Raw genomic sequence first — 21,005 nt, 5'->3', positions numbered from 1 at the left:
CTATGATAATAGATAATCATGAGTAATAAAACAATTAATAAAATAGAAATCGTTTGATTGATTTTTTTAAACATATATTTCATAGACTCACCTTATTTTTAATATATGCAAATATTTCAAAAGACTTTTCATTATATCAAAAAAATGTTAATATATTTCAAAAAGATAGAGGTGAAAAAATGCTAAAATTTACAAAGATGGAAGGACTAGGAAATGATTATATTTATGTAGATGGAATCTATCAAAAAGTGGATATGACACCTGAGTTTATTACCCGCATCAGTGATCGTCATTTTGGTATTGGTAGTGATGGTATGATTGTGATTTTACCTTCACAAAAATATGATTTTTTCATGCGTATGTTTAATCGTGATGGTAGTGAAGGAAAGATGTGTGGGAATGGGATTCGCTGTTTTGCTAAATTCGTTTATGATCATCATTTAACAGATCAAACTTATTTGGAAATTGAAACATTGGCTGGGGTCAAAAGAGTCTGGTTACATGTTGAAAATGGAACAGTGCAGTCAGTCAAAGTAGACATGGGTCAACCGTCTTTGAATACGCAGGATATACCTTGTCTTTTTAATAAGGAACAAATGGTTGATGAACCCTTAAACATCAATCATCATATTTATCGTTGTACAGCTGTTTCTATGGGGAATCCCCATGTTGTAACATATGTTGATCAGCTTGATTTTGAAATTGAAAAGATAGGTCCATATTTTGAAAAAAATGAAATGTTTCCTGAATCAGTCAATACTGAGTTTGTTCAGGTGATTGATCGCCAGCATTTAAAGATGCGTGTCTGGGAAAGAGGATCGGGAGAAACAATGGCCTGTGGAACAGGAGCCTGTGCCGTCATGTATGCCAGCTATGTCAATGGATTATGTGACTCACAGGTTGATGTGGAACTTTTAGGTGGTATTTTAAATATTCAATATCAGGACGGACATATTTTCATGGAAGGACCAGCCAGAACAGTTTTTGAAGGAATAATGAATGAGGAGGATTTTAAGAATGTATAGTACAGCACAAGAAATTATTCAATATATTAGAGATGCAAAGAAACAAACACCTGTAAAGGTTTATGTTAATGGACATGATTTACCAACAGATGACTCTATCAAAGTATTTGGAACAGAAACAAGTCGTGTTTTGATTGGTGATTTGGATAATGTTCAAAAATATTTAGAAGCTCATCAAGATCAAATTACAGAAACTTATTTAGAACAAGATCGTCGTAATAGTGCTATACCTATGTTAGATATGCGAAATATTAATGCACGTATTGAACCTGGAGCATTTATTCGTGAAAATGTGATAATTGAAGATAATGCCGTGATTATGATGGGGGCTGTCATTAATATTGGTGCTAAAATTGGTGAAGGTTCAATGATTGACATGGGAGCTGTCTTAGGTGGTCGTGCTGAAGTTGGAAAACACTGCCATGTTGGAGCTGGAGCAGTCTTAGCAGGAGTTATTGAACCACCTAGTGCCAAACCCGTTGTTTTGGAAGATGATGTTTTAATTGGTGCGAATGCAGTTGTTGTAGAAGGTGTTCGTATTGGTAAAGGTGCTGTTGTTGGAGCTGGAAGTATTGTCTTGAATGATGTGCCAGCTGGAGCTGTTGTTGCAGGAAATCCAGCACGTATCATTAAAGAAGAAAAAACAGATGAAACAAAAGAAAAGACACAGTTAATGGATGATTTAAGAAAAATTTAAGGTGAGATTATGGAAGATGTCAAACGCTGGAGAAGAGATTTACATCAGATTCCCGAATTAGGTTTAAAAGAATATCAGACGGCAGAGTATTTACGTCATGAATTAGAACAGATGGGATATCATTGGGAAAGTATCATCGAAACAGGAACGCTTGTTTATATTGATTATGGTTGTCAGTCAACTTTGGCTTTTCGTAGTGATATTGATGGTTTGCCTATTCATGAAAAAAATCAGGTGGATTATGTTTCAAAACATCCAGGATGTATGCATGCCTGTGGTCATGATGGACATATGAGTGCCTTATTAGGTTTTGCAAAACGTTTAAAAGAAATCAAAGAACCATTGAACTATAATATTCTTTTGTTGTTTCAGCCTGCTGAAGAATCACCAGGCGCAGCACGTCTGGTTGTAGAATCGGGTGTCTTAGAAAAATATCATGTGAAAGCTATTTTTGGAATGCATTTAATGCCAATGATTGAAGAAGGCAAAATTGCCTGTAAAAGTGGACCGTTAATGGCTATGTGTGGTGAAATGGATGTGACCATTCATGGACAAGGAGCACATGCAGGATTACCGCAGGAAGGTATTGACAGTATCATGATTGCTAACCATGCCTATATGCAATATCAGACAATGATTTCCAGACATATTTCACCGTTTTCACCAGTTATTTTCAATATTGGGGAAATACATGGTGGAACAGCACGTAATAGTGTTGCTACACAAACTTGTATGCATGGAACATTACGCTGTTATGATGAATCTCTTTTTCATAAAATGACACAGGAAATACAAGCTATTCATGATGGTTTAATGAAAAGTTATAACTGTCAGATTGAATGGAGTTGTCCACCTATGTATCCACCAGTGATGAATCATCAATCGTTGTATCAACAATTGAAAGCATGTGTGGATCCATCGACATATATTGAATTGGATGAACCATTGATGTTAGCTGAAGACTTTGCTTTTTATCAAAAAGCAATTCCTGGGGTGTTCTTTTTTGTAGGTACAAAATGTCAGGAATATCAAAGTGGATTACATACGGAAACGTTTGATTTTCATGAAGAAGTTTTAGAAACGGCAGTTGATTTATATGAGAAATTGGCTAGAAATATAAAGGGGGTATAAATTGTGGAAGATTGGTATACAAGAGGGGAAAATGCTTTTTTAAAAGCTTATGGTCGTTATGATGTTGTTTTAGAAAAAGGTGAAGGTGTTTATTTATATGATACAAATGGACGTCGATATTTAGATTTTTATTCAGGTATTGGAGTCAATTCATTAGGATATCATTATCCTGCCTATGTTGAAGCTATGCAAAAACAGATGGCGACATTAACACATGTATCAAATTATTTTTATACACCAATTGCTGTAGAGGCAGCTGAAGCTGTCAAAAAAGCAACACAGTTAGAAGCCGTCTTTTTCTGTAATTCAGGAACAGAAGCAACAGAAGGCGCTTTAAAACTGGCTAGAAAATATTATTATTTAAAACATGGTAAAGCAGATAGTGAGATTATATCATTTCATCATTCTTTTCATGGACGTTCAACAGGTTCTGTCAAATTAACAGGGAATCCAGCTTATCAAAAAGCCTTTGGACCACTCATTGATGGTGTCTGTTATGCCACATTAAATGATATTGAAAGTGTCAAAAGTCTCATTAATGAACGTACTGCAGCTATTATTGTGGAACCTGTTCAAGGTGAAGGTGGTGTTTATCCTTGTGATAAAGCCTTCATGCAAGAATTAAGAGTTTTATGTAATGAACATGATATTTGTCTGATTTTAGATGAAGTTCAATGTGGTATGGGACGAACAGGAACAATCATGACTTATTTCCAATATGATATTTTACCTGATATCGTGTGTCTGGCAAAAGGAATTGGCTGTGGAATCCCAGTTGGTGCGTTTGTGGCTAATAAAAAATGGGCACAAGCTATGGAACCAGGAGATCATGGAAGTACATATGGTGGTAATCCATTTGCTTGTATGGCAGTCAAAACAGTTTTTGACATCTTAGAAAAAGATCAGATTCTACCACATGTTCAGGAAGTTTCGCAGTATCTCATTCAACGTTTAGATGAAGTTGTTGAACAGTTTGATTGCGTGATAGAACGTCGTGGACTTGGTTTGATGCAAGGATTAGTATTGAATCAAGAAGCGAAAAGTGTTGTGAAAGCATTGTTAAATGATGGTGTTATTGTTGTAACAGCTGGCAGCAATGTGATTCGTATGTTACCGCCATTGATTATCACACCACAACATGTTGATGAATTTATTGAGAAATTGAAAAAAATTTTAAAAAAATGATCATAAAAAAAAGAAAAACTCCTTACTTTTTGCGTATATAGAAGTAAGGGGGTTTTTCTATGCATAAATATCCAATTGAATTACAAGATGAAGAAAAGTCATGTGGAGCTTATTGTATTGATATGATTTTAAAATATTATCATTTTTATGATGAAATCAAAAATATAAAGAAAAAAGCCAGATTAAATCAAAATGGAATCTCTATAAGAGGTATGATTGAATGTTTAAAAAGTTATCAGATTGAAGCCAAAGCCTATGAAGCCACTTTAGAAGATATTGTTAGAGAAGTGAAGTGTCCATGTATTTTATATATGATTTATGATGGAATAGGACATTTTGTTGTGTTATATGAGATCAAAGATGAAGAGTATATCATTGGTGATCCAGCAAAAGGATTAGTCAAAATGTACATAGAAGAGATGAATGAACATTATGGGCAAAGAGTCATTGTGATTAAACATGTGGGACGTGTTCCTCAGCTTCATTATAAAAGTTATAGACAATTTTTAAAAGATACCTTTTTTGCTTATCAGCGTTATATGATATCTTTGATATGGAAAGGTCTATGGATTGCGGTTATGGGTTATGGCAGCAGTTATTTTTTTCAGATTCTGATTGATTATATTCATTTGAAAACTGCCTTTTTCTATATGGCCATATTAGCGATGGCTTATACAACCTTAGAATGCATACGTACATATATGACACAATTAAAAATGAAAGAAATGATTCATCTCCAAAAGGCTATGGATGAAGATTATGTTTTTCAGTCACTTATGAATATGTTGAAACAGTCACATTCATTTTTTTATCAGGATCATGGTGTGATTCAAAGTCAATTATTAAGTCTTTTTGATTTGACAGAAATGAGTCTGGAGTGTTTTGAGAAATTCTTTTTAGATGGTTTATTCTTTGTTGTTTTATTTGTGGGTATGTGTTTATTGAATATCTGGTTAGCCTTGATTGTAGCAGTGACTTTTATAGTCATATGTGTCATCAGTTATTTTCGATTAAAAGATTTTCAAAGCATAAATAAAAATTATTTAGAAGCACATTATCTTTTTAGACATCATGTGTTAGAATTGATCGATAATCATTCTTTAATTCGCTATTTTCATTTGTTTCAAAGACAACGTGAAAGAAGTTATCATGTCTATTTAGATGAAGCTTTATTAAAAGAAAAACAAGCCTTATTTTTAAATCAATTTCAGTCTTTAATTCAATATTTGATTGTTTTATGTTATGGTATTGTTTTATTGGCAGGATTTTATCTTTTTCATCTTCAACATATTACAATGGGACAGTTGATCATGTTTTATATGCTGGTTTCTTATTGCATTCAGCCTGTTTTAAATATGGTTGCTTTAGCCAGTCAGTATAAACAGGTCAGTTTGATTTATGATAAGTATAAGAATTTTGAAGTTGATTTAGAGGAGACAAAATGTACTCTTGATCAACCGATTACATCTATTCGTTATGATGATGTCACTTATGCTTATGGTTATCAGTTGCCAGTTTTAGAACATATTGATTTAAATATCCAACATCATCTGTGGATTAAAGGTATTACAGGTAGTGGAAAAACAACCCTTTTAAAGTTATTATTGGCAGAAGACTTAGCATATCAGGGTGATATTTATATCAATGATTTAGAATTGAGGCAGATTGATTTGGCTTCTTTATATGAACATATTGGATATTTAAATGAAACGCCAACATTTTTACATATGACACTTCAAGATAATTTTCTATGTCAGGATGAAAAGAAAATACAATTCTATTTAAAAACATTTGGACAGGAAAGTTTAAATGATATGATGCATATTGTCTTGTCAGAAAATGGATATCCATTATCCCTTGGACAAAGACAGGTTGTTGCATTGATTCGCATGTTGTGTCGTGACTGGGATGTGCTGATTTTAGATGAGGCTTTTTCACATATGGATACACGTTTAGCAAATAAAATTTTACGTTATCTGATGAAAAATGATGAAGGAAAAATTTATATTATGATTAACCATCAAACAAAGATAGTGAACAAGAATATGGAATGTGTTATAATTGAAAAAGGAAAAATAAAGAAATAAAGGGTGAGAAGATGAATATTGATTTTGTATATGAAGATGAAAAGCATTTATGTCAGGAAGATTATGAAGCTGTTTTTCGAAAAATTATTGAAACAACATTACAGACATTGCAGATTGATGATGATGTAGAATTATCATGTGTGATTGTTGATGATGAACAGATTCATCAGATGAATCGTGATTATCGTCATATTGATCGTGCAACAGATGTGATCAGTTTTGCATTAGAAGATAATGAACAATATTATGTGGCCGGTATGCCAAGAAGCTTAGGGGATATATTCATTTCATATGAACATGCCTGTCAGCAGGCACAGGAATATGGACATTCATTAAAACGTGAAATGTGCTTTTTAATGACACATGGACTTTTACATTTGCTTGGTTATGACCATATGAATGAAGATGATGAAAAAGAAATGTTAGCTTTACAAAAAGATATTTTAAATCAGTTAGGAATAGAAAGAGGTTAGAATATGGATTATCAAGAACTTGTTGATGAAGCATTCAAAGCTTCGCAAAATGCATATGTTCCTTATTCTCATTTTCGTGTGGGGGCCTGTTTATTGTTGAAAAATGGACAAAAAATTTATGGCACAAATATTGAAAATGCGGCTTATGGTTCAACAATGTGTGCTGAACGTAATGCTGTGTTTCAGGCTTATTGTCAAGGCTATCGCCAGGATGATATTGTAGCACTAGCCATTGTTGGTGACTGTTCACCACTTATTTCACCATGTGGAGCCTGCCGTCAGGTTTTGGCTGAATTGTTAGATCCCCTTACACCTATTATTTTAGGAAGTAAAGATTATTATGAAGTCACAAATATGCAGGAGTTATTACCTCGTGCATTTACAGGAGAGAGTTTATGACATTTAAATCAGGATTTGTAAGTATTGTTGGACGCCCTAATGTTGGAAAATCAACATTATTGAATCATATTTTAAAAACAAAATTAGCGATTACATCATCAACAGCACAAACGACACGTAATACGATTCAAGGTATTTATACAGATGATGAAGCGCAGATTATTTTTATGGATACACCAGGGATTCATAAACCACAGGATGGTTTAGGATCTTTTATGAATACCAATGCTTTAAATAGCATTTATGGTGTGGATATTGTCTTGTTGCTTGCGCCAGCGAATGAAAAGATTGGTCGTGGAGATCGTTTTATTGTCAGTCGTTTAAAGGAAGCAGATGGACCTGTTTATCTTCTTTTAAATAAGATTGATTTGTTGTCAAAAGATGAATTAATTCAAAAGTTAAATGAATGGAAAGAAATGTTTGATTTTAAAGAGATTATTCCTATTAGTGCTTTAAATGGGGATAATGTTGAACATCTCATGGATACAATCAAAAATGATTTAAAAGAAGGGGTTATGTATTATCCTAAAGATCATATTACTGATCATCCAGAACGTTTTATTATGGCAGAATTTATTCGTGAAAAGATTTTATATTTTACTCATGAAGAAGTACCTCACAGTGTTGCGATTGTGATTGAAAGTATGACTGAAGATGAAGATGGTGTTCATGTCATGGCGGCGATTGTTGTGGATCGTCCAAGTCAAAAAGCTATTATTATTGGTAAACAGGGAAGTATGATTAAAAAGATTAAACAAAATGCCAGACGTGAAATGAAACGTTTTTTACAAACTCCAGTTACATTAGAACTTTTTGTGAAAGTAGAAAAGAATTGGCGTAATAAACAAAAGTATTTAAGAGAGTTTGGTTATGATGAAAATGACTATTCATGAGGAAGTTGTTGAAGCTGTTATTTTAAAGAAAACACCGTATAAAGAAAATGATATGATTTTACATATTTATAGTCATGAATATGGAAAAATGAGTGTGATGGCACGTGGGATTCGTAAAATGACAAGCAAGAATGCCCGTGGGTGTCAAGAAATGATGTTAAGTGAATTGACGATTGCCTTAAAAAAAGGAATGAGTACATTGATTAAGGCTACACCACTTGATTATTTTAGACACATTGAAGAAAATTTGGAAAGTGAGATTGTTGGACAGTATATTCTAGAATATTTCTATCGTTATGTTGAAGATAATCAACCTTTAGAAAAAGAATATAGAATGTTATATGAAGCTTTACATGCTTTGGATTTGGGATATCCACCATTGCTTGTTTATCTGCTTTTTAATGTCTTTATTTTAGAACATAATGGGGTATCTTTGGATGTTGATGGCTGTGTTTTGTGTGGTTCACCTCAAGTTGTTTCTATTTCATTGGAAGATGGAGGATTTTTATGTTCAAAACACATAGGACATCATCAGCCCTATTCTCAGGATATTTTAAAAGCTTTTCGACATATTCATAAGATTCCTATAACCGCTATTGATCATTTACATATTTCTTCATCAGCCATTCAGGTATTAGTGCCTTTAATGGAATCGTTGATTGAAGAATATACGGGAATTCAGTTGAAAACATCACGTTTTATTCATCAAATTGTGTAGAAATTCTACACAATTTTATTTTTCTTCAAAACAAATTAGTGTATAATATGAGCATATAAAGGGGAAATGTTATGGGACAATTTTTACCAACAACAAAAGAAGAAATGTTAGAAAGAGGATGGCAACAGCCTGATTTTGTCTATATTAGTGGAGATGCCTATGTTGATCATCCATCATTTGGTGCAGCGATTATTACACGTACTTTAGAAAGTCGTGGTTTTAAAGTGTGTTTTTTAGCACAACCAGATTGGCGTCGTTTGGATGATTTTCAGCGTTTTGGCAAACCACGTCTTGGCTTTTTGATTTCTAGTGGTAATATTGATTCAATGGTGAATCATTATAGTGTATCCAAGAAAAGACGAAAAAAAGACAGTTATTCTAATAATGGAGAAATGGGTCATCGACCTGATCGTGCAGTGATTGTTTATAGTCAAAAAGTGCGTGAAGCTTATCATGATGCAACCATTTTGATTGGTGGTATTGAAGCCAGTCTAAGACGTTTGGCTCATTATGATTATTGGGATGATAAAGTCAGAAAATCTATTTTAATTGATGCGAATGCAGATTTATTGATGTATGGAATGGGAGAAAACAGCATTATTGAGATTGCTGAAGCATTGGATGCAGGACTTGACGTGCATGATTTGACTTATTTAGATGGAACAGTTTTTAAAACAAAGGATTTATCTATGATTCCAGATGATCATATCATGTTACCATCATTTTTTGATATAACTCATGATAAAAAAGAATATGCCAAATCATTTGGTATTCAATATCGTAATACTGATCATTATAATGCCAAAACATTGGTTGAACCATATGAGGGATTTTATGTCGTACAAAATCGCCCTAATCGCCCATTAACGCAGATGGAGTTTGATGATACATATGCTTTGCCTTATCAAAGAACATACCATCCAAGCTATGATTATATTCCAGCGATTGAAGAAGTGCGTTTTTCACTTATCAGTAATCGTGGCTGTTTTGGGGCCTGTAATTTCTGTGCTTTAAACTTTCATCAGGGACGTATCATTCAATCACGTTCTCATGAGTCGTTAGTTGAAGAAGCTAAGAAAATTATCCAGGATCCAGATTTTAAGGGTTATATTCATGATGTTGGAGGACCAACAGCGAATTTTAGATTTCCTAGCTGTGAAAAACAAACGACACATGGAGCCTGTCCGACCAGACAGTGTTTATGGCCAAAACCATGTCGTCAATTAAGAGTCGATCATAGTGATTATTTGGCTTTGCTTAAAAAACTAAGAAGTTTAGAAGGTGTTAAAAAAGTCTTTGTTCGTTCTGGTATTCGCTATGATTATTTAATGTATGATCAGGATGATACATTTTTTAAAGAACTGATTCAACATCATATCAGTGGTCAATTAAAGGTTGCTCCTGAGCATATCAGTAATCAGGTTCTCGATAAAATGGGAAAACCTCATCGTGAACTGTATGAAAAGTTTGTGGATAAGTATAAACGACTCAATAAAGAGATGAACAAAAATCAGTATCTTGTTCCTTATTTGATGTCATCGCATCCAGGTAGTGATTTAAACAGTGCTATTGAATTGGCTGAATATTTAAGAGATATCCATCATCAGCCAGAACAGGTTCAAGATTTTTATCCAACTCCTGGAACTTTATCAACAGCTATGTATTATACAGAGTTAGATCCACGAGATTTGACACCTGTTTATGTTGCGAAAACACCAAAAGAGAAAGCAATGCAACGTGCTTTGATGCAATATCGTCGTCCACAAAATTATCATCTTGTCTATGAAGCTTTAACATTAGCAAAAAGAACAGATTTAATTGGTTTTCAAAAGAAATGTTTAATTAAACCAAAAGGTCAAAAACGTCCACTACGAAGGGGGTCATGATATGAAACGTACTGCTTTCTTTACATCATCCATGCATATCAATATTCGTTATCATGTTTATGAGCCTCAAGTTGTGATTCGTGTAAAAGGCATTGTGCAGATTCATCATGGTTTAGGAGAACATGCTGGACGTTATGAGCATTTTGCTTCTTTTCTAGCAAGTCAAGGCTTTGTGGTGGTGGTGAGTGATTTTGCTGGACATGGACGTTCTTTAATTGATTTTGAACAGGGATATTTTGGAGAACATGATGGGCCTATGCATCTGATTGAAGATATGCATCATTTGCAGATGATTATTCGTGAAAAGTATCCTGATTCACCTTATTTCATGCTGGGAGTTGATTTAGGCTCTATTTTGATACGTAAGTATATGACTGTTTTTGGTGACTTTATTGAAGGAGCTTTATTACTGGGAACACCTTCAAAAGTTGATTTCTTCTATTTGAAACGTATTTATTTACGTTTATTAAAGATGTGGAAGGGACCACTTCATAAAGCACAACAATATTCTCGCTATCTTCGTCATCGTTTAAATAAAAGAATTCGCATGACAAGTGATATGGACTGGTTAACGAGTGATGAAGATGAAAGACAACGTTTTCTGGAAGATCCTATGTCACATTTTGCATATACTGTTCAGGGATATCGAGATATTATTCATATGATACAGGAAGTCAATACTGAAAAAACAATCATGAGTATTCCTTCGTTTTTATCAATATATATTGGTATTGGTGAAAATGATCCTATGTGTCCTCATATTCAAAAACTTATTGAAAAATATAAAAAAATACCGCTTCAGGATCTGACATTTGAAATCTTTTCAGGGCAACGACATGCCTTGTTGTTTGAAAAAGATAAAAAGTTGGTTTATAAGAGTATACTGAAATGGCTAAATGAAAGGACATATTTATAAAGTACACTCATTGTTGGTTGACAAATGACTACTATAAGGGTATAAATACGAAGTAAATATATAAATAAAAGACTTGGCTTGTGCTAGGTCTTTGCTATTTTATATAGGTATAAACATAAATAAAAAGGGGTATAAATATGGCGAACAAAGATATGGATAAATTAATTGCTCATGCAAAAAATTCAGGATTTGTTTATCAGGGTTCTGAAATTTATGATGGGCTTGCAAACACTTGGGATTATGGTCCTTTAGGTGTGGAAATGAAAAATAATATTAAGAAATTATGGTGGAAACGTTTTATTCAGGAATCACCATATAATGTTGGATTAGATTCAGCAATTTTTATGAATCCACGTGTCTGGGAAGCTAGTGGGCATGTTGGTGGATTCAGTGATCCATTGATTGACTGTAAACATTGTAAAACAAGACATCGTGCTGATAAATTGATTGAAGATTATGATCCAAATATTCATAGTGATGGTTGGGCACCAGAAAAAATGATGGAATTTATTAGAGAACATCATATTCAATGTCCAAACTGTGGAAGTGAAGACTTTACAGATATTCGTGAGTTTGAATTGATGTTTAAAACATATATGGGTGTTGTCAAAGATGCCAAAAGTGTTGTTTATTTAAGACCTGAAACGGCTCAGGGAATTTTTGTGAATTTTAAAAACATTCAAAGAACATCACGTAAAAAAGTTCCATTTGGAATTGGTCAGATTGGGAAATCTTTTAGAAATGAAATTACACCAGGTAATTTTATCTTTAGAACAAGAGAGTTTGAACAGATGGAATTAGAATTCTTTACAAAGCCAGATACAGATTTAGAATGGTTTGATTATTGGAAAAATCAATGTATGCAATTTTTATTGGACTTAGGATTAAGTGCAGATAATTTAAGATTTAGAGATCATGAAAAAGAAGAATTATCATTCTATTCTAAGGCAACGAGTGATATTGAATATCTTTATCCATTTGGATGGGGTGAATTATGGGGTATTGCTGATCGTACAGATTATGACTTAGGTAGACATCAGGAATATTCTAAGAAAAATCTAGAGTATTTAGATCCTGAAACGAATCAAAAATACTTACCATATGTTATTGAACCATCAGTAGGGGCAGATCGTTTATTCTTATCTGTTTTAGCTGATGCTTATGAGGAAGAACAGTTGGAAAAAGAAACACGTCTTGTGATGCATTTCCATCCAGCTGTGGCACCTGTAAAAGCAGCTATTTTACCACTTACAAAGAAACAAAGTGATAAAGCTATGGAAGTTTATCAGTTGTTAGCTAAGGAATTTAATGTGGAATACGATGTTGCTGGACAGATTGGAAAACGTTATCGTCGTCAGGATGCAATAGGAACACCATATTGTATAACTGTTGACTTTGACAGTGAAAATGATCAGTCTGTCACATTAAGAGATCGAGATACAATGGAGCAGATTCGTTTACCAATTCATGAACTTGTAGATTATCTTACAAAAAAGATTCGTTTTTAATAAAGGAGGGCATATATGGCACGTCTATCACAGGAAAAGATAAATGAAATCAGGCAGAGCGTTGATATTGTTGATGTGATTGGCGAGTATCTTCCTTTGGAAAAGAAAGGAAGAAATTACATAGCATTATGCCCTTTTCATGATGATAAACATCCTTCAATGTCTGTTTCGCCTGATAAGCAAATTTTTATGTGTTTTGTGTGTGGTACGGGAGGCAATGTTTTTACATTTTTACAGAAATATTTAAAAATATCATACATAGAAGCTGTTAAAAAAGTTGCCGAAATAGGTCATATTGATTTGAGTGAATATCATTTAGATGTCGTTTCATCACCGATTTCTAAAGAAAATGCTTCACTTTATCAAATGCACGAAGAAGCACAGAAAATTTATAGTTACTATCTCAATACAAAATTGGGACTGGAAGCAAAAGCTTATTTAACGAAACGTCATTTTTCTGATGAATTGATTAAAGAATTTCAAATTGGCTATGCACCTTTGCAGTCAACTTTATATCAGGCATTTGAAAAATTGGGCTTTCAGGAAATAGATATGGTCAAGTCTGGGCTGATTGTAGAATCATATCAGCATTTTGACCGTTTCCAAGATCGTATTATGTTTCCATTATATAATCAGCAAGGACAGGTTGTTGGATTTAGTGGACGTATTTATAAACCAACACAAACTGACAGCAAGTATATCAATTCTCCTGAATCTGATATTTTTATCAAAGGACAGACGCTTTATCATTACCATCAATGTAAAGATGCGGTTAAAGAAGCTGGATTTATATACTTACTGGAAGGATTTATGGATGTCATAGCGATGTATAAAGCAGGTATTGAAAATACAGTCGCTATTATGGGAACAGCTCTGACAAAGGGACATATTCAGGCTTTACGTCGTTTGACGCATCATGTTCATTTGTGTTTGGATGGTGATCAGGCTGGACAAACAGCTATGAGTAAAGCTGCCAGAGAATTAGAGGAAGCTGGTTTTCAGGTATCCATTATTGTTTTACCTGATAATCATGATCCTGATGAAATCTATGAAGAACATGGTAAAGAAGGATTACAGGAAGCCCTTAAAAAGACATTGAAACCGATTGAATTTTTAATGAATTTTGAGTATCAGAAAATAGATTCTCAAAATTATGATGATCGTAAAAATTATTTAGAGAAAATGTGTTATGAAATTGCTAAAATTCATGATCCTATTGATCAGGATTATTACATTCAGGTTTTATCGAAACAGTCAGGTTTTTCTTATGATCTGATTCATCAGCAGATCAATGGGATGAAACCTCAATTTCATCAGGAAACAAGAGTCCCACAAAAGAAAATAACACATTTAAAGGATAAATATCAGCAAGCTGAACATGATTTGTTATTTTATATGTTAAATCATAAAAGTGTCGCTTTGAAATATGAAGCAAAAGCAGGTTTTATGTACAATGATCAATATCGTATCATTGCTTCTTATATTATTGACTATTATCGTCATCATAATCAATTAGAAATTGCAGATTTGATAAATAGTATACAAAAAGAAGATTTGATACAAACTGTGGTAGAGATTGCACAATCTCCTTTGCCTCAAGAATATGAAGAAAAAGCGATAGATGATTATATAGAAACCATAGGAAATCATGCAAAGAAAATGAAAAAAGAACAGTTATTAGAACAATTTCGTTATATATTAGATCCTCAACAAAAGGCACAGATTTTAAATGAGATTGTTAAATTAGGAGGTCAATAAAAAGTAATATGAAAAAGGATATGAAAAAGAAAGCAACACCAGTGACATTGGATGATTTGAAGAATTTAATCAAAGAAACAGCTGAAGCTATGGGTGGTAAATTATCTCAAGATGATTTAGATGCCTTTTTAACAAAGTATGACTTAGATGATGAATCAGCTGAAGAATTATTATCTTTTATTACGGATAATGATATTTTAATTGAAGATGGATTTGATGCTTTAGATGATATTGATGATGATCAGTTAATGAGTGGTATGGCAAGTGATTTGGATGATCTTGAAGCATTAGAAACATTGGATGATTTGGATAATTTAGATGATTTAGATTCAGATATTGACAATGATGTTGCTGATTTAGACTTTGGTGGCGATTTTGACATGTTAACAGGAGATACTGTTAATATGTACAGCAATGAGGAAGAAGATGATTCTAATCAGCTTGGAAGCAATGTAAAAATTAATGATCCAGTGAAAATGTATTTAAAAGAAATTGGACGTGTTGAATTATTAAGTCATGACGAAGAAATTTCTCTTGCGAAAAGAATATTAGACGGTGATGAAGAAGCTAAAAAGAAATTGGCAGCTGCTAACTTACGTCTTGTTGTATCTATCGCAAAAAGATATGTTGGTAGAGGAATGTTATTCCTTGATTTGATTCAAGAAGGAAATATGGGGCTTATCAAAGCTGTTGAAAAATTTGATTATACAAAAGGATTTAAGTTTTCTACATATGCAACATGGTGGATTAGACAAGCTATTACACGTGCTATTGCAGATCAGGCCAGAACAATTCGTATTCCAGTTCATATGGTTGAAACGATCAATAAATTAACAAGAGTTCAAAGACAATTGATCCAGGAATTAGGACGTGAACCTTCAGCAGAGGAAATTTCTGAAAAGATGGATGGCATGACACCAGAAAAAGTACGTGAAATTCAAAAGATATCTTTAGAACCTGTATCATTAGAAACGCCAATTGGTGAAGAAGATGATTCACATTTAGGAGATTTCATTGAAGATGAAGGGGCAATGTCACCAGATGATTATGCTGCGAATGAATTATTAAAAGATGAATTAAATGAAGTTTTATTAGAATTAACAGATCGTGAAGAAAAAGTTTTACGTTTACGTTTTGGTCTTGATGATGGTCGTACGAGAACACTTGAGGAAGTTGGTAAAGAATTTAATGTCACACGTGAACGTATCCGTCAGATTGAAGCCAAAGCTTTAAGAAAATTAAAACATCCATCACGTTCAAAACGTTTAAAGGATTTCTTAGATCGTTAATATGAAACTATCAAAAAGATTACAAGCCATTGCGGACTTGATTATCAAATATAAACATGGAGAAAGTCTTGGAGATATAGGAACTGATCATGCTTACTTACCTTGTTATTTAGTGAATGAAAATGTCATTCAAAAGGCTTATGCCTGTGATATAGCGAAGGGACCTATCCAAGCATCTATAGAAACGATTGGGAGTTATCATTTAGAGAATAAAGTCATACCACTGCTTGGCAGTGGTATTCATCCACTTTTAGATCAACAAGTCGATATGATTAGTATTTGTGGTATGGGTGGTAAGTTAATTGTGGATATATTAGATGAATTTCCTGAATATATCCAAGATCAACGATTATTTTTACAGGCTAATGTAGGTTTAGAAGTTTTACGTGAGTATCTTTATTTACATCAGATAGAAATTATTGATGAAGATATTGTGAAAGATGCACATCATATTTATGAAATTATGGTTTGTCAGAAAACATCAAAACAACTTTCTTATCAGGAAGAAGATATTTATTTTGGACCTTATTTAAGACAAAAGAAAAATACTTTATTTTATGAAAAATGGAGAAGACAATTACATATTTATCAAAATATATTGACTTCTTTAGAGGAAAACCATCCTCGTTATCAGGAAGTTTTACATATGATTGAAATGATAGAAGGTGAGCTCAATGAAGGCTAAAGAGATTATTGCAGTTATGGAAAAGCATTTTCCTCTTTCTTTACAGGAAGAATGGGATAAATGTGGATTACAGATTGGTCAGATTGAAACAGAAGTTTCTAAGATAATGATTGCGTTAAATGCTGATTTACAGACTATTGATGAAGCCATTAGGAATCAATGTCAGATGTTAATTACACATCATCCATTTTTATTAGATCCCATTGTGAATATTGATCAGGATGATTTTATGGGCGCATTTATTTTTAAAGCTATTGAACATCATATCGTTGTTTATAGCTCACATACGGCTTTAGATAATGTGGCAATGAATGAATGGCTCATGGAAGCATTAGGTATTCATGATATCGAACGTGGTGAAGATGGAATCACACGCATAGCCACTTTGAATCAGCCTATGACAATGGATGATTTTCTTGACCATGTACAGACAACTTATCATTTAAAGCATTTTCAATATGCTGGACATGCTGATATGGTTCGTAAGGTTGCGATATGTGGGGGAAGTGGAGCAGATTTTATGTCACAGTTCTATGGAAAAGCAGATGCCTATTTAACTGGAGATACCAAATATCGTCATGCGAAAAATGCAGTTGACCATCATATGTTATTGATTGATATTCATCATCATGCAGAAAACATTATGGTGAGAAAATTAAAAGAATTATTAGAAAAGGAAGTGAATGTAGAGATAATAGAAGGAAGTTCTCCTGATTATTATCACTACCGATAATATGATTTTGACAACCATGTGTTATATTCAAAAGGATCATCAGACACTTATGCTCCATCGCATAAAAAAAGAAAATGACATCAATGGTGGAAAATGGATTGGTGTTGGTGGTAAATTTGAAGAGGGTGAAAGTGCTGAAGAATGCATGAGACGAGAAATCTATGAAGAAACAGGTTTAACAGCTTTAAAACTTCAACTTCATGGATTTGTTGTTTTTCCTAAACTTTACCACGGTCAGGATGAAGGGATGTTTGTTTATACATGCTGGGATTTTAGTGGTGAAATTCATGAATGTGATGAAGGTATTTTACAATGGATCGACAATGATCAGATTTCATCTTTACCTATGTGGGAAGGTGATTATCATTTCTTTGAATGGATTCAAGATTCAAAATTTCATAGTGCAAAGATTGTTTATGAAAATGATCAGTTAATAGATTATCAGGAAAGTTGCTATTAAGATTTAAAAATGAAGAAAATTGTAATTGGATTGATTGCTGCTTTCTTTTTTATCATTGCTTATTTTTATTTGTCAGGTCAAAAAATTTCACCATTAGAAAAAGAAATAGCAACAGATATTTTTCATGGAATTCAAGAATCAAAAGAACCATTAGAAGATATTTTCAATCAGAATATGACTGAAGAATCGGTAGATCAAGTCTGGTTAAGAATATCTGAACTTTGTGATTATGGCTATGATTTGGATCGGTTAAATGAATATCAAAGGAATTTTTGGCTGGTGTTTCATTTTCTTGGAGAAACAGGGAGTGGTGGTATTGAACAATTTTTTTATAATGGTTATGAATTTGTTGAATCTACACTTCATACTTTACAAACTTTAAAGTTGAATGATGGTTATCAATACTTAAAGAACGCACAGGAGATTTATCCTCATGAGATTGTAGAAATGTATAGTGATCCAAAAATGTCTGAGCAGTTAAATAAAATAGATGAGTACTACAATGATGTAGAAGAAGAATGTTATCATTTTCTTATTCAATATCTTCAAGAATATAAAGATGAATTTATAGAAAAATGAATTGATGAAATAACAATTTGAATTTTAACACTCTTAGGAGTGTTTTTCTTTATAGTTTCGTTTGTCTTGAGTGTGGTCAAGGTTTCATCTATAATATTTATGGAGGTATGGAATATGAAAGATTTATATTTAATGAGGCATGGTGAAACATTATTTAATCAAAGAAGAAAGATACAGGGATGGTGTGATTCTCCATTAACTGAAAAAGGAATAGAACAAGCTCAAAAAGCAGGAGAATTATTAAAAGATATTCATTTTGATCATTGTTATAGCTCTACGTCTGAAAGATGTTGTGATACACTTGAACTTGTGACTCATCAACCTTATCAAAGATTAAAGGGAATTAAAGAAAGATATTTTGGTGTGTTTGAAGGTGAAAGTGAAGATTTAAATCCTCCTGTTGATAAATATGATGATTTCTTTCCTATTTATGGGGGAGAAACAAGATTACAGGTTATGGAAAGAATGGTAACAACGCTAAAGGATATTATGGAACAGGATGCATGTCAGACTGTTTTGGCTGTATCACATGCTGGAGCTTGTCGTTGTTTTTTATCACATTTAGGGCAACCTGAACAATTATTGAATGGTCAAAAATTAGGGAATTGTAGTATTTTACATTTTCATTATGATCAAGGTCAATTTACATTTGTTGAAATGTGGAATATTTAAGAAATGAGGCACTCTTAGAAGTGCTTTTTATTGTGAAATGATTTTTGGTAATGATTCAAAAGCGATTCCATTATATCAATCATTAAGTATTGATTTTCAAAAAAATATACAGTCTTATTTAGTGGGATTACGCACTTTATCTATTTATGAAAGATGGATTGAACATCATGAAAAAGAAGCTTTAATGATTGATCAAAAATTAGATACATATCAATCATCTTATCCATATCGTGTTGAAATAGAAATGCAAAAAGATCTTATTCAAAATATTAATTCTTTAAGAACCATAGATTTTGTATATTTATAGTATTGTAAAAATAAAAAACAGGAGTACAATAATTGTTTGTATAGGGAAAGGGGAGAAAAGGATGGATCAAAGTCGAAAATCTACAGATTTGATTTATGGAAGTATAGCAAAATCTATTTTTTGGTTTTCAATCCCACTTTTGATTGGAAATCTATTCCAACAACTATATAATACTGTAGATGCATATGTCGTAGGGAATTATGTTTCTAAACAGGCATTGGCTGCTGTTGGGGCGTCTTCACCTATCACAAATATGCTTATTGGTTTTTTTATGGGATTGGCAACAGGTGCAGGAGTTGTGATTGCTCAATACTACGGAGCCAATGATTCTAAAAGATTAAAACAGGCTATTCATAGTTCAGCAGCTTTAACGATTGTTATGGCTATTTTCTTAACGATTGTTGGTGTTTTATTCACTAATCCACTTCTACATATGATAGGTATACCTGCAGATGTGTTTCCTGAATCATCAACATATTTAACAATTTATTTTGGTGGAATCACTTTTGCATTGATTTATAATATGGGGGCAGGTGTTTTACGTGCTGTTGGAGACTCAAAAAGGCCACTCTATTTTCTAGTAGCAGCCTGTTTAACAAATATTGTGTTAGATTTATTGTTAGTGAGAGGTTTCCATATGGGTGTGGCAGGAGCAGCTATTGCGACTGATGTTTCTCAGGCATTAAGTGCTTTACTGGTTTGTATTGTCTTGATGAAAAGTGATGAAGTCTATGCTTTAAAAATAAGAAAAATTCGTTTTCATCTTCCTATTTTAAAGCGTATTATTATGATTGGATTGCCTACGGCTTTACAACAAAGCATTGTGTCTTTATCTAATGTCGTGGTGCAATCTTATGTCAATGTTTTTGGCTCAGATGTTGTGGCAGGTTATTCAGCAACGATTCGTATTGATGGTTTTGTGAATTTGCCTTTACAAAGTTTTAATATGGCAATTACCACATTTGTTGGACAAAATATTGGAGCTAAGCGATATGATCGTGTCAAACGTGGTTCAAAGATAGCTTTATGGATGACTTTTGCGGTTGTGGGAGCTATGACTGTCTTTTTATTCTTCTTTGGAAGAGATGTTATTCGTATCTTTAATAGCGATCAGGCAGTAGTAGAAGCAGGATGGAAAATGTTATTTGCCTTTTTAACATGTTATATGTTATTACCAATTGTGCAGATTTATAATGGTGTTTTAAGAGGGGCTGGAAAATCATCTATCCCAATGTATATTATGGTATTTAATTTTGTTATTTTAAGACAGATTTATTTAGCTATTGTAACTTCAATGACATCTGATGTTTTCTTTGTTTTCTTTGGTTGGCCAGTGACATGGATCAGTGCTGCTATTATGTTTATTATTTATTATCATAAAGTGAAATGGCTACCTGATGATTAAGTTTTCCTTTCTGGAAAACTTTTTTAATAAAAAATTTAACTTCAGTTAAATGTTGGTAATTGATTTTAACTCCATAAAAACGGCTATGTTAACCCAAAAAGATGCTCTATTCAATAAGAAATGGAGTGCCTATATATTGAGCCCGTCTAAATGTGCATGGATATTGGTAGATATTGACAAAATTATCATGAAGATTTCT

General features: G+C 33.0%; 21 protein-coding genes. All 21 read left to right on the top strand.

Annotated elements, in window-relative coordinates:
- The first annotated feature begins 179 nt into the window (after positions 1-179).
- The 21 genes from dapF to B5E48_RS02320 all read left to right on the top strand — a co-directional run bounded on the left by dapF (position 180) and on the right by B5E48_RS02320 (position 20,806).
- On the top strand, positions 180-1,025 hold the full coding sequence (gene dapF / locus B5E48_RS02420; RefSeq protein ID WP_087303974.1) for a diaminopimelate epimerase: 846 nt from the start codon (positions 180-182) through the stop codon (positions 1,023-1,025).
- A complete protein-coding gene (gene dapD / locus B5E48_RS02415) occupies positions 1,018-1,722 on the top strand; it encodes a 2,3,4,5-tetrahydropyridine-2,6-dicarboxylate N-acetyltransferase (protein ID WP_087303973.1) in 705 nt (234 codons plus the stop codon). The genes dapF and dapD overlap by 8 nt, the downstream gene beginning before the upstream one ends.
- 9 nt (positions 1,723-1,731) lie before the next feature.
- Positions 1,732-2,853: a M20 metallopeptidase family protein gene (locus B5E48_RS02410; protein ID WP_087303972.1), complete on the top strand. Its 1,122-nt coding sequence runs from the start codon at positions 1,732-1,734 to the stop codon at positions 2,851-2,853.
- Between the two features lie 3 nt (positions 2,854-2,856).
- Positions 2,857-4,038: an aspartate aminotransferase family protein gene (locus B5E48_RS02405; RefSeq protein WP_087303971.1), complete on the top strand. Its 1,182-nt coding sequence runs from the start codon at positions 2,857-2,859 to the stop codon at positions 4,036-4,038.
- A 59-nt stretch (positions 4,039-4,097) separates the two neighbouring features.
- On the top strand, positions 4,098-6,125 hold the full coding sequence (locus B5E48_RS02400) for a cysteine peptidase family C39 domain-containing protein (RefSeq protein WP_087303970.1): 2,028 nt from the start codon (positions 4,098-4,100) through the stop codon (positions 6,123-6,125).
- Between the two features lie 11 nt (positions 6,126-6,136).
- On the top strand, positions 6,137-6,598 hold the full coding sequence (gene ybeY, locus B5E48_RS02395; RefSeq protein WP_087244593.1) for an rRNA maturation RNase YbeY: 462 nt from the start codon (positions 6,137-6,139) through the stop codon (positions 6,596-6,598).
- Between the two features lie 3 nt (positions 6,599-6,601).
- Positions 6,602-6,997 carry a cytidine deaminase gene (cdd, locus tag B5E48_RS02390; RefSeq protein WP_087303969.1) on the top strand — a complete coding sequence of 132 codons (396 nt, stop codon included), beginning with the start codon at positions 6,602-6,604 and terminating at the stop codon, positions 6,995-6,997.
- Positions 6,994-7,890, top strand: a complete 897-nt coding sequence (gene era / locus B5E48_RS02385) for a GTPase Era (protein WP_087296738.1) — start codon at positions 6,994-6,996, stop codon at positions 7,888-7,890. The genes cdd and era overlap by 4 nt, the downstream gene beginning before the upstream one ends.
- A complete protein-coding gene (gene recO / locus B5E48_RS02380) occupies positions 7,868-8,608 on the top strand; it encodes a DNA repair protein RecO (RefSeq protein WP_224759474.1) in 741 nt (246 codons plus the stop codon). Before era ends, recO begins: the two co-directional genes overlap by 23 nt.
- A gap of 71 nt (positions 8,609-8,679) precedes the next feature.
- On the top strand, positions 8,680-10,494 hold the full coding sequence (locus B5E48_RS02375; RefSeq protein WP_087303968.1) for a YgiQ family radical SAM protein: 1,815 nt from the start codon (positions 8,680-8,682) through the stop codon (positions 10,492-10,494).
- A 1-nt stretch (position 10,495) separates the two neighbouring features.
- Positions 10,496-11,410 carry an alpha/beta fold hydrolase gene (locus B5E48_RS02370; RefSeq protein ID WP_087303967.1) on the top strand — a complete coding sequence of 305 codons (915 nt, stop codon included), beginning with the start codon at positions 10,496-10,498 and terminating at the stop codon, positions 11,408-11,410.
- A 137-nt stretch (positions 11,411-11,547) separates the two neighbouring features.
- Complete coding sequence (locus B5E48_RS02365) at positions 11,548-12,918, top strand: glycine--tRNA ligase (RefSeq protein ID WP_087244588.1); 1,371 nt, start codon at positions 11,548-11,550, stop codon at positions 12,916-12,918.
- Between the two features lie 15 nt (positions 12,919-12,933).
- Positions 12,934-14,676: a DNA primase gene (dnaG, locus tag B5E48_RS02360; RefSeq protein WP_087303966.1), complete on the top strand. Its 1,743-nt coding sequence runs from the start codon at positions 12,934-12,936 to the stop codon at positions 14,674-14,676.
- Positions 14,677-14,684: 8 nt separating this feature from the next.
- Entirely contained in the window at positions 14,685-15,965 is a 1,281-nt protein-coding gene (gene rpoD / locus B5E48_RS02355; protein ID WP_087244586.1) for an RNA polymerase sigma factor RpoD, read from the top strand.
- A gap of 1 nt (position 15,966) precedes the next feature.
- Positions 15,967-16,650, top strand: coding sequence for a tRNA (adenine(22)-N(1))-methyltransferase (locus tag B5E48_RS02350; RefSeq protein ID WP_087244585.1), 684 nt, complete (start codon positions 15,967-15,969; stop codon positions 16,648-16,650).
- Positions 16,640-17,383, top strand: a complete 744-nt coding sequence (locus B5E48_RS02345; protein ID WP_087303965.1) for a Nif3-like dinuclear metal center hexameric protein — start codon at positions 16,640-16,642, stop codon at positions 17,381-17,383. Before B5E48_RS02350 ends, B5E48_RS02345 begins: the two co-directional genes overlap by 11 nt.
- 16 nt (positions 17,384-17,399) lie before the next feature.
- On the top strand, positions 17,400-17,843 hold the full coding sequence (locus B5E48_RS02340; protein WP_343286325.1) for an NUDIX hydrolase: 444 nt from the start codon (positions 17,400-17,402) through the stop codon (positions 17,841-17,843).
- Positions 17,844-17,852: 9 nt separating this feature from the next.
- On the top strand, positions 17,853-18,422 hold the full coding sequence (locus tag B5E48_RS02335; protein WP_087303964.1) for a DMP19 family protein: 570 nt from the start codon (positions 17,853-17,855) through the stop codon (positions 18,420-18,422).
- Between the two features lie 114 nt (positions 18,423-18,536).
- Positions 18,537-19,094: a histidine phosphatase family protein gene (locus tag B5E48_RS02330; RefSeq protein WP_087303963.1), complete on the top strand. Its 558-nt coding sequence runs from the start codon at positions 18,537-18,539 to the stop codon at positions 19,092-19,094.
- 37 nt (positions 19,095-19,131) lie between these two features.
- A complete protein-coding gene (locus tag B5E48_RS02325; protein WP_087303962.1) occupies positions 19,132-19,401 on the top strand; it encodes a hypothetical protein in 270 nt (89 codons plus the stop codon).
- A 61-nt stretch (positions 19,402-19,462) separates the two neighbouring features.
- On the top strand, positions 19,463-20,806 hold the full coding sequence (locus B5E48_RS02320) for an MATE family efflux transporter (protein ID WP_087244579.1): 1,344 nt from the start codon (positions 19,463-19,465) through the stop codon (positions 20,804-20,806).
- Positions 20,807-21,005: the final 199 nt, after the last annotated feature.

Origin of the sequence: Massilimicrobiota sp. An105 (assembly GCF_002161155.1) — a bacterium.
GTDB lineage: Bacteria > Bacillota_I > Bacilli_A > Erysipelotrichales > Coprobacillaceae > Allocoprobacillus > Allocoprobacillus merdigallinarum.
The sequence above is the reverse complement of the archived record's forward strand: the minus strand, read 5'-3'. Positions and strand labels throughout refer to the sequence as shown.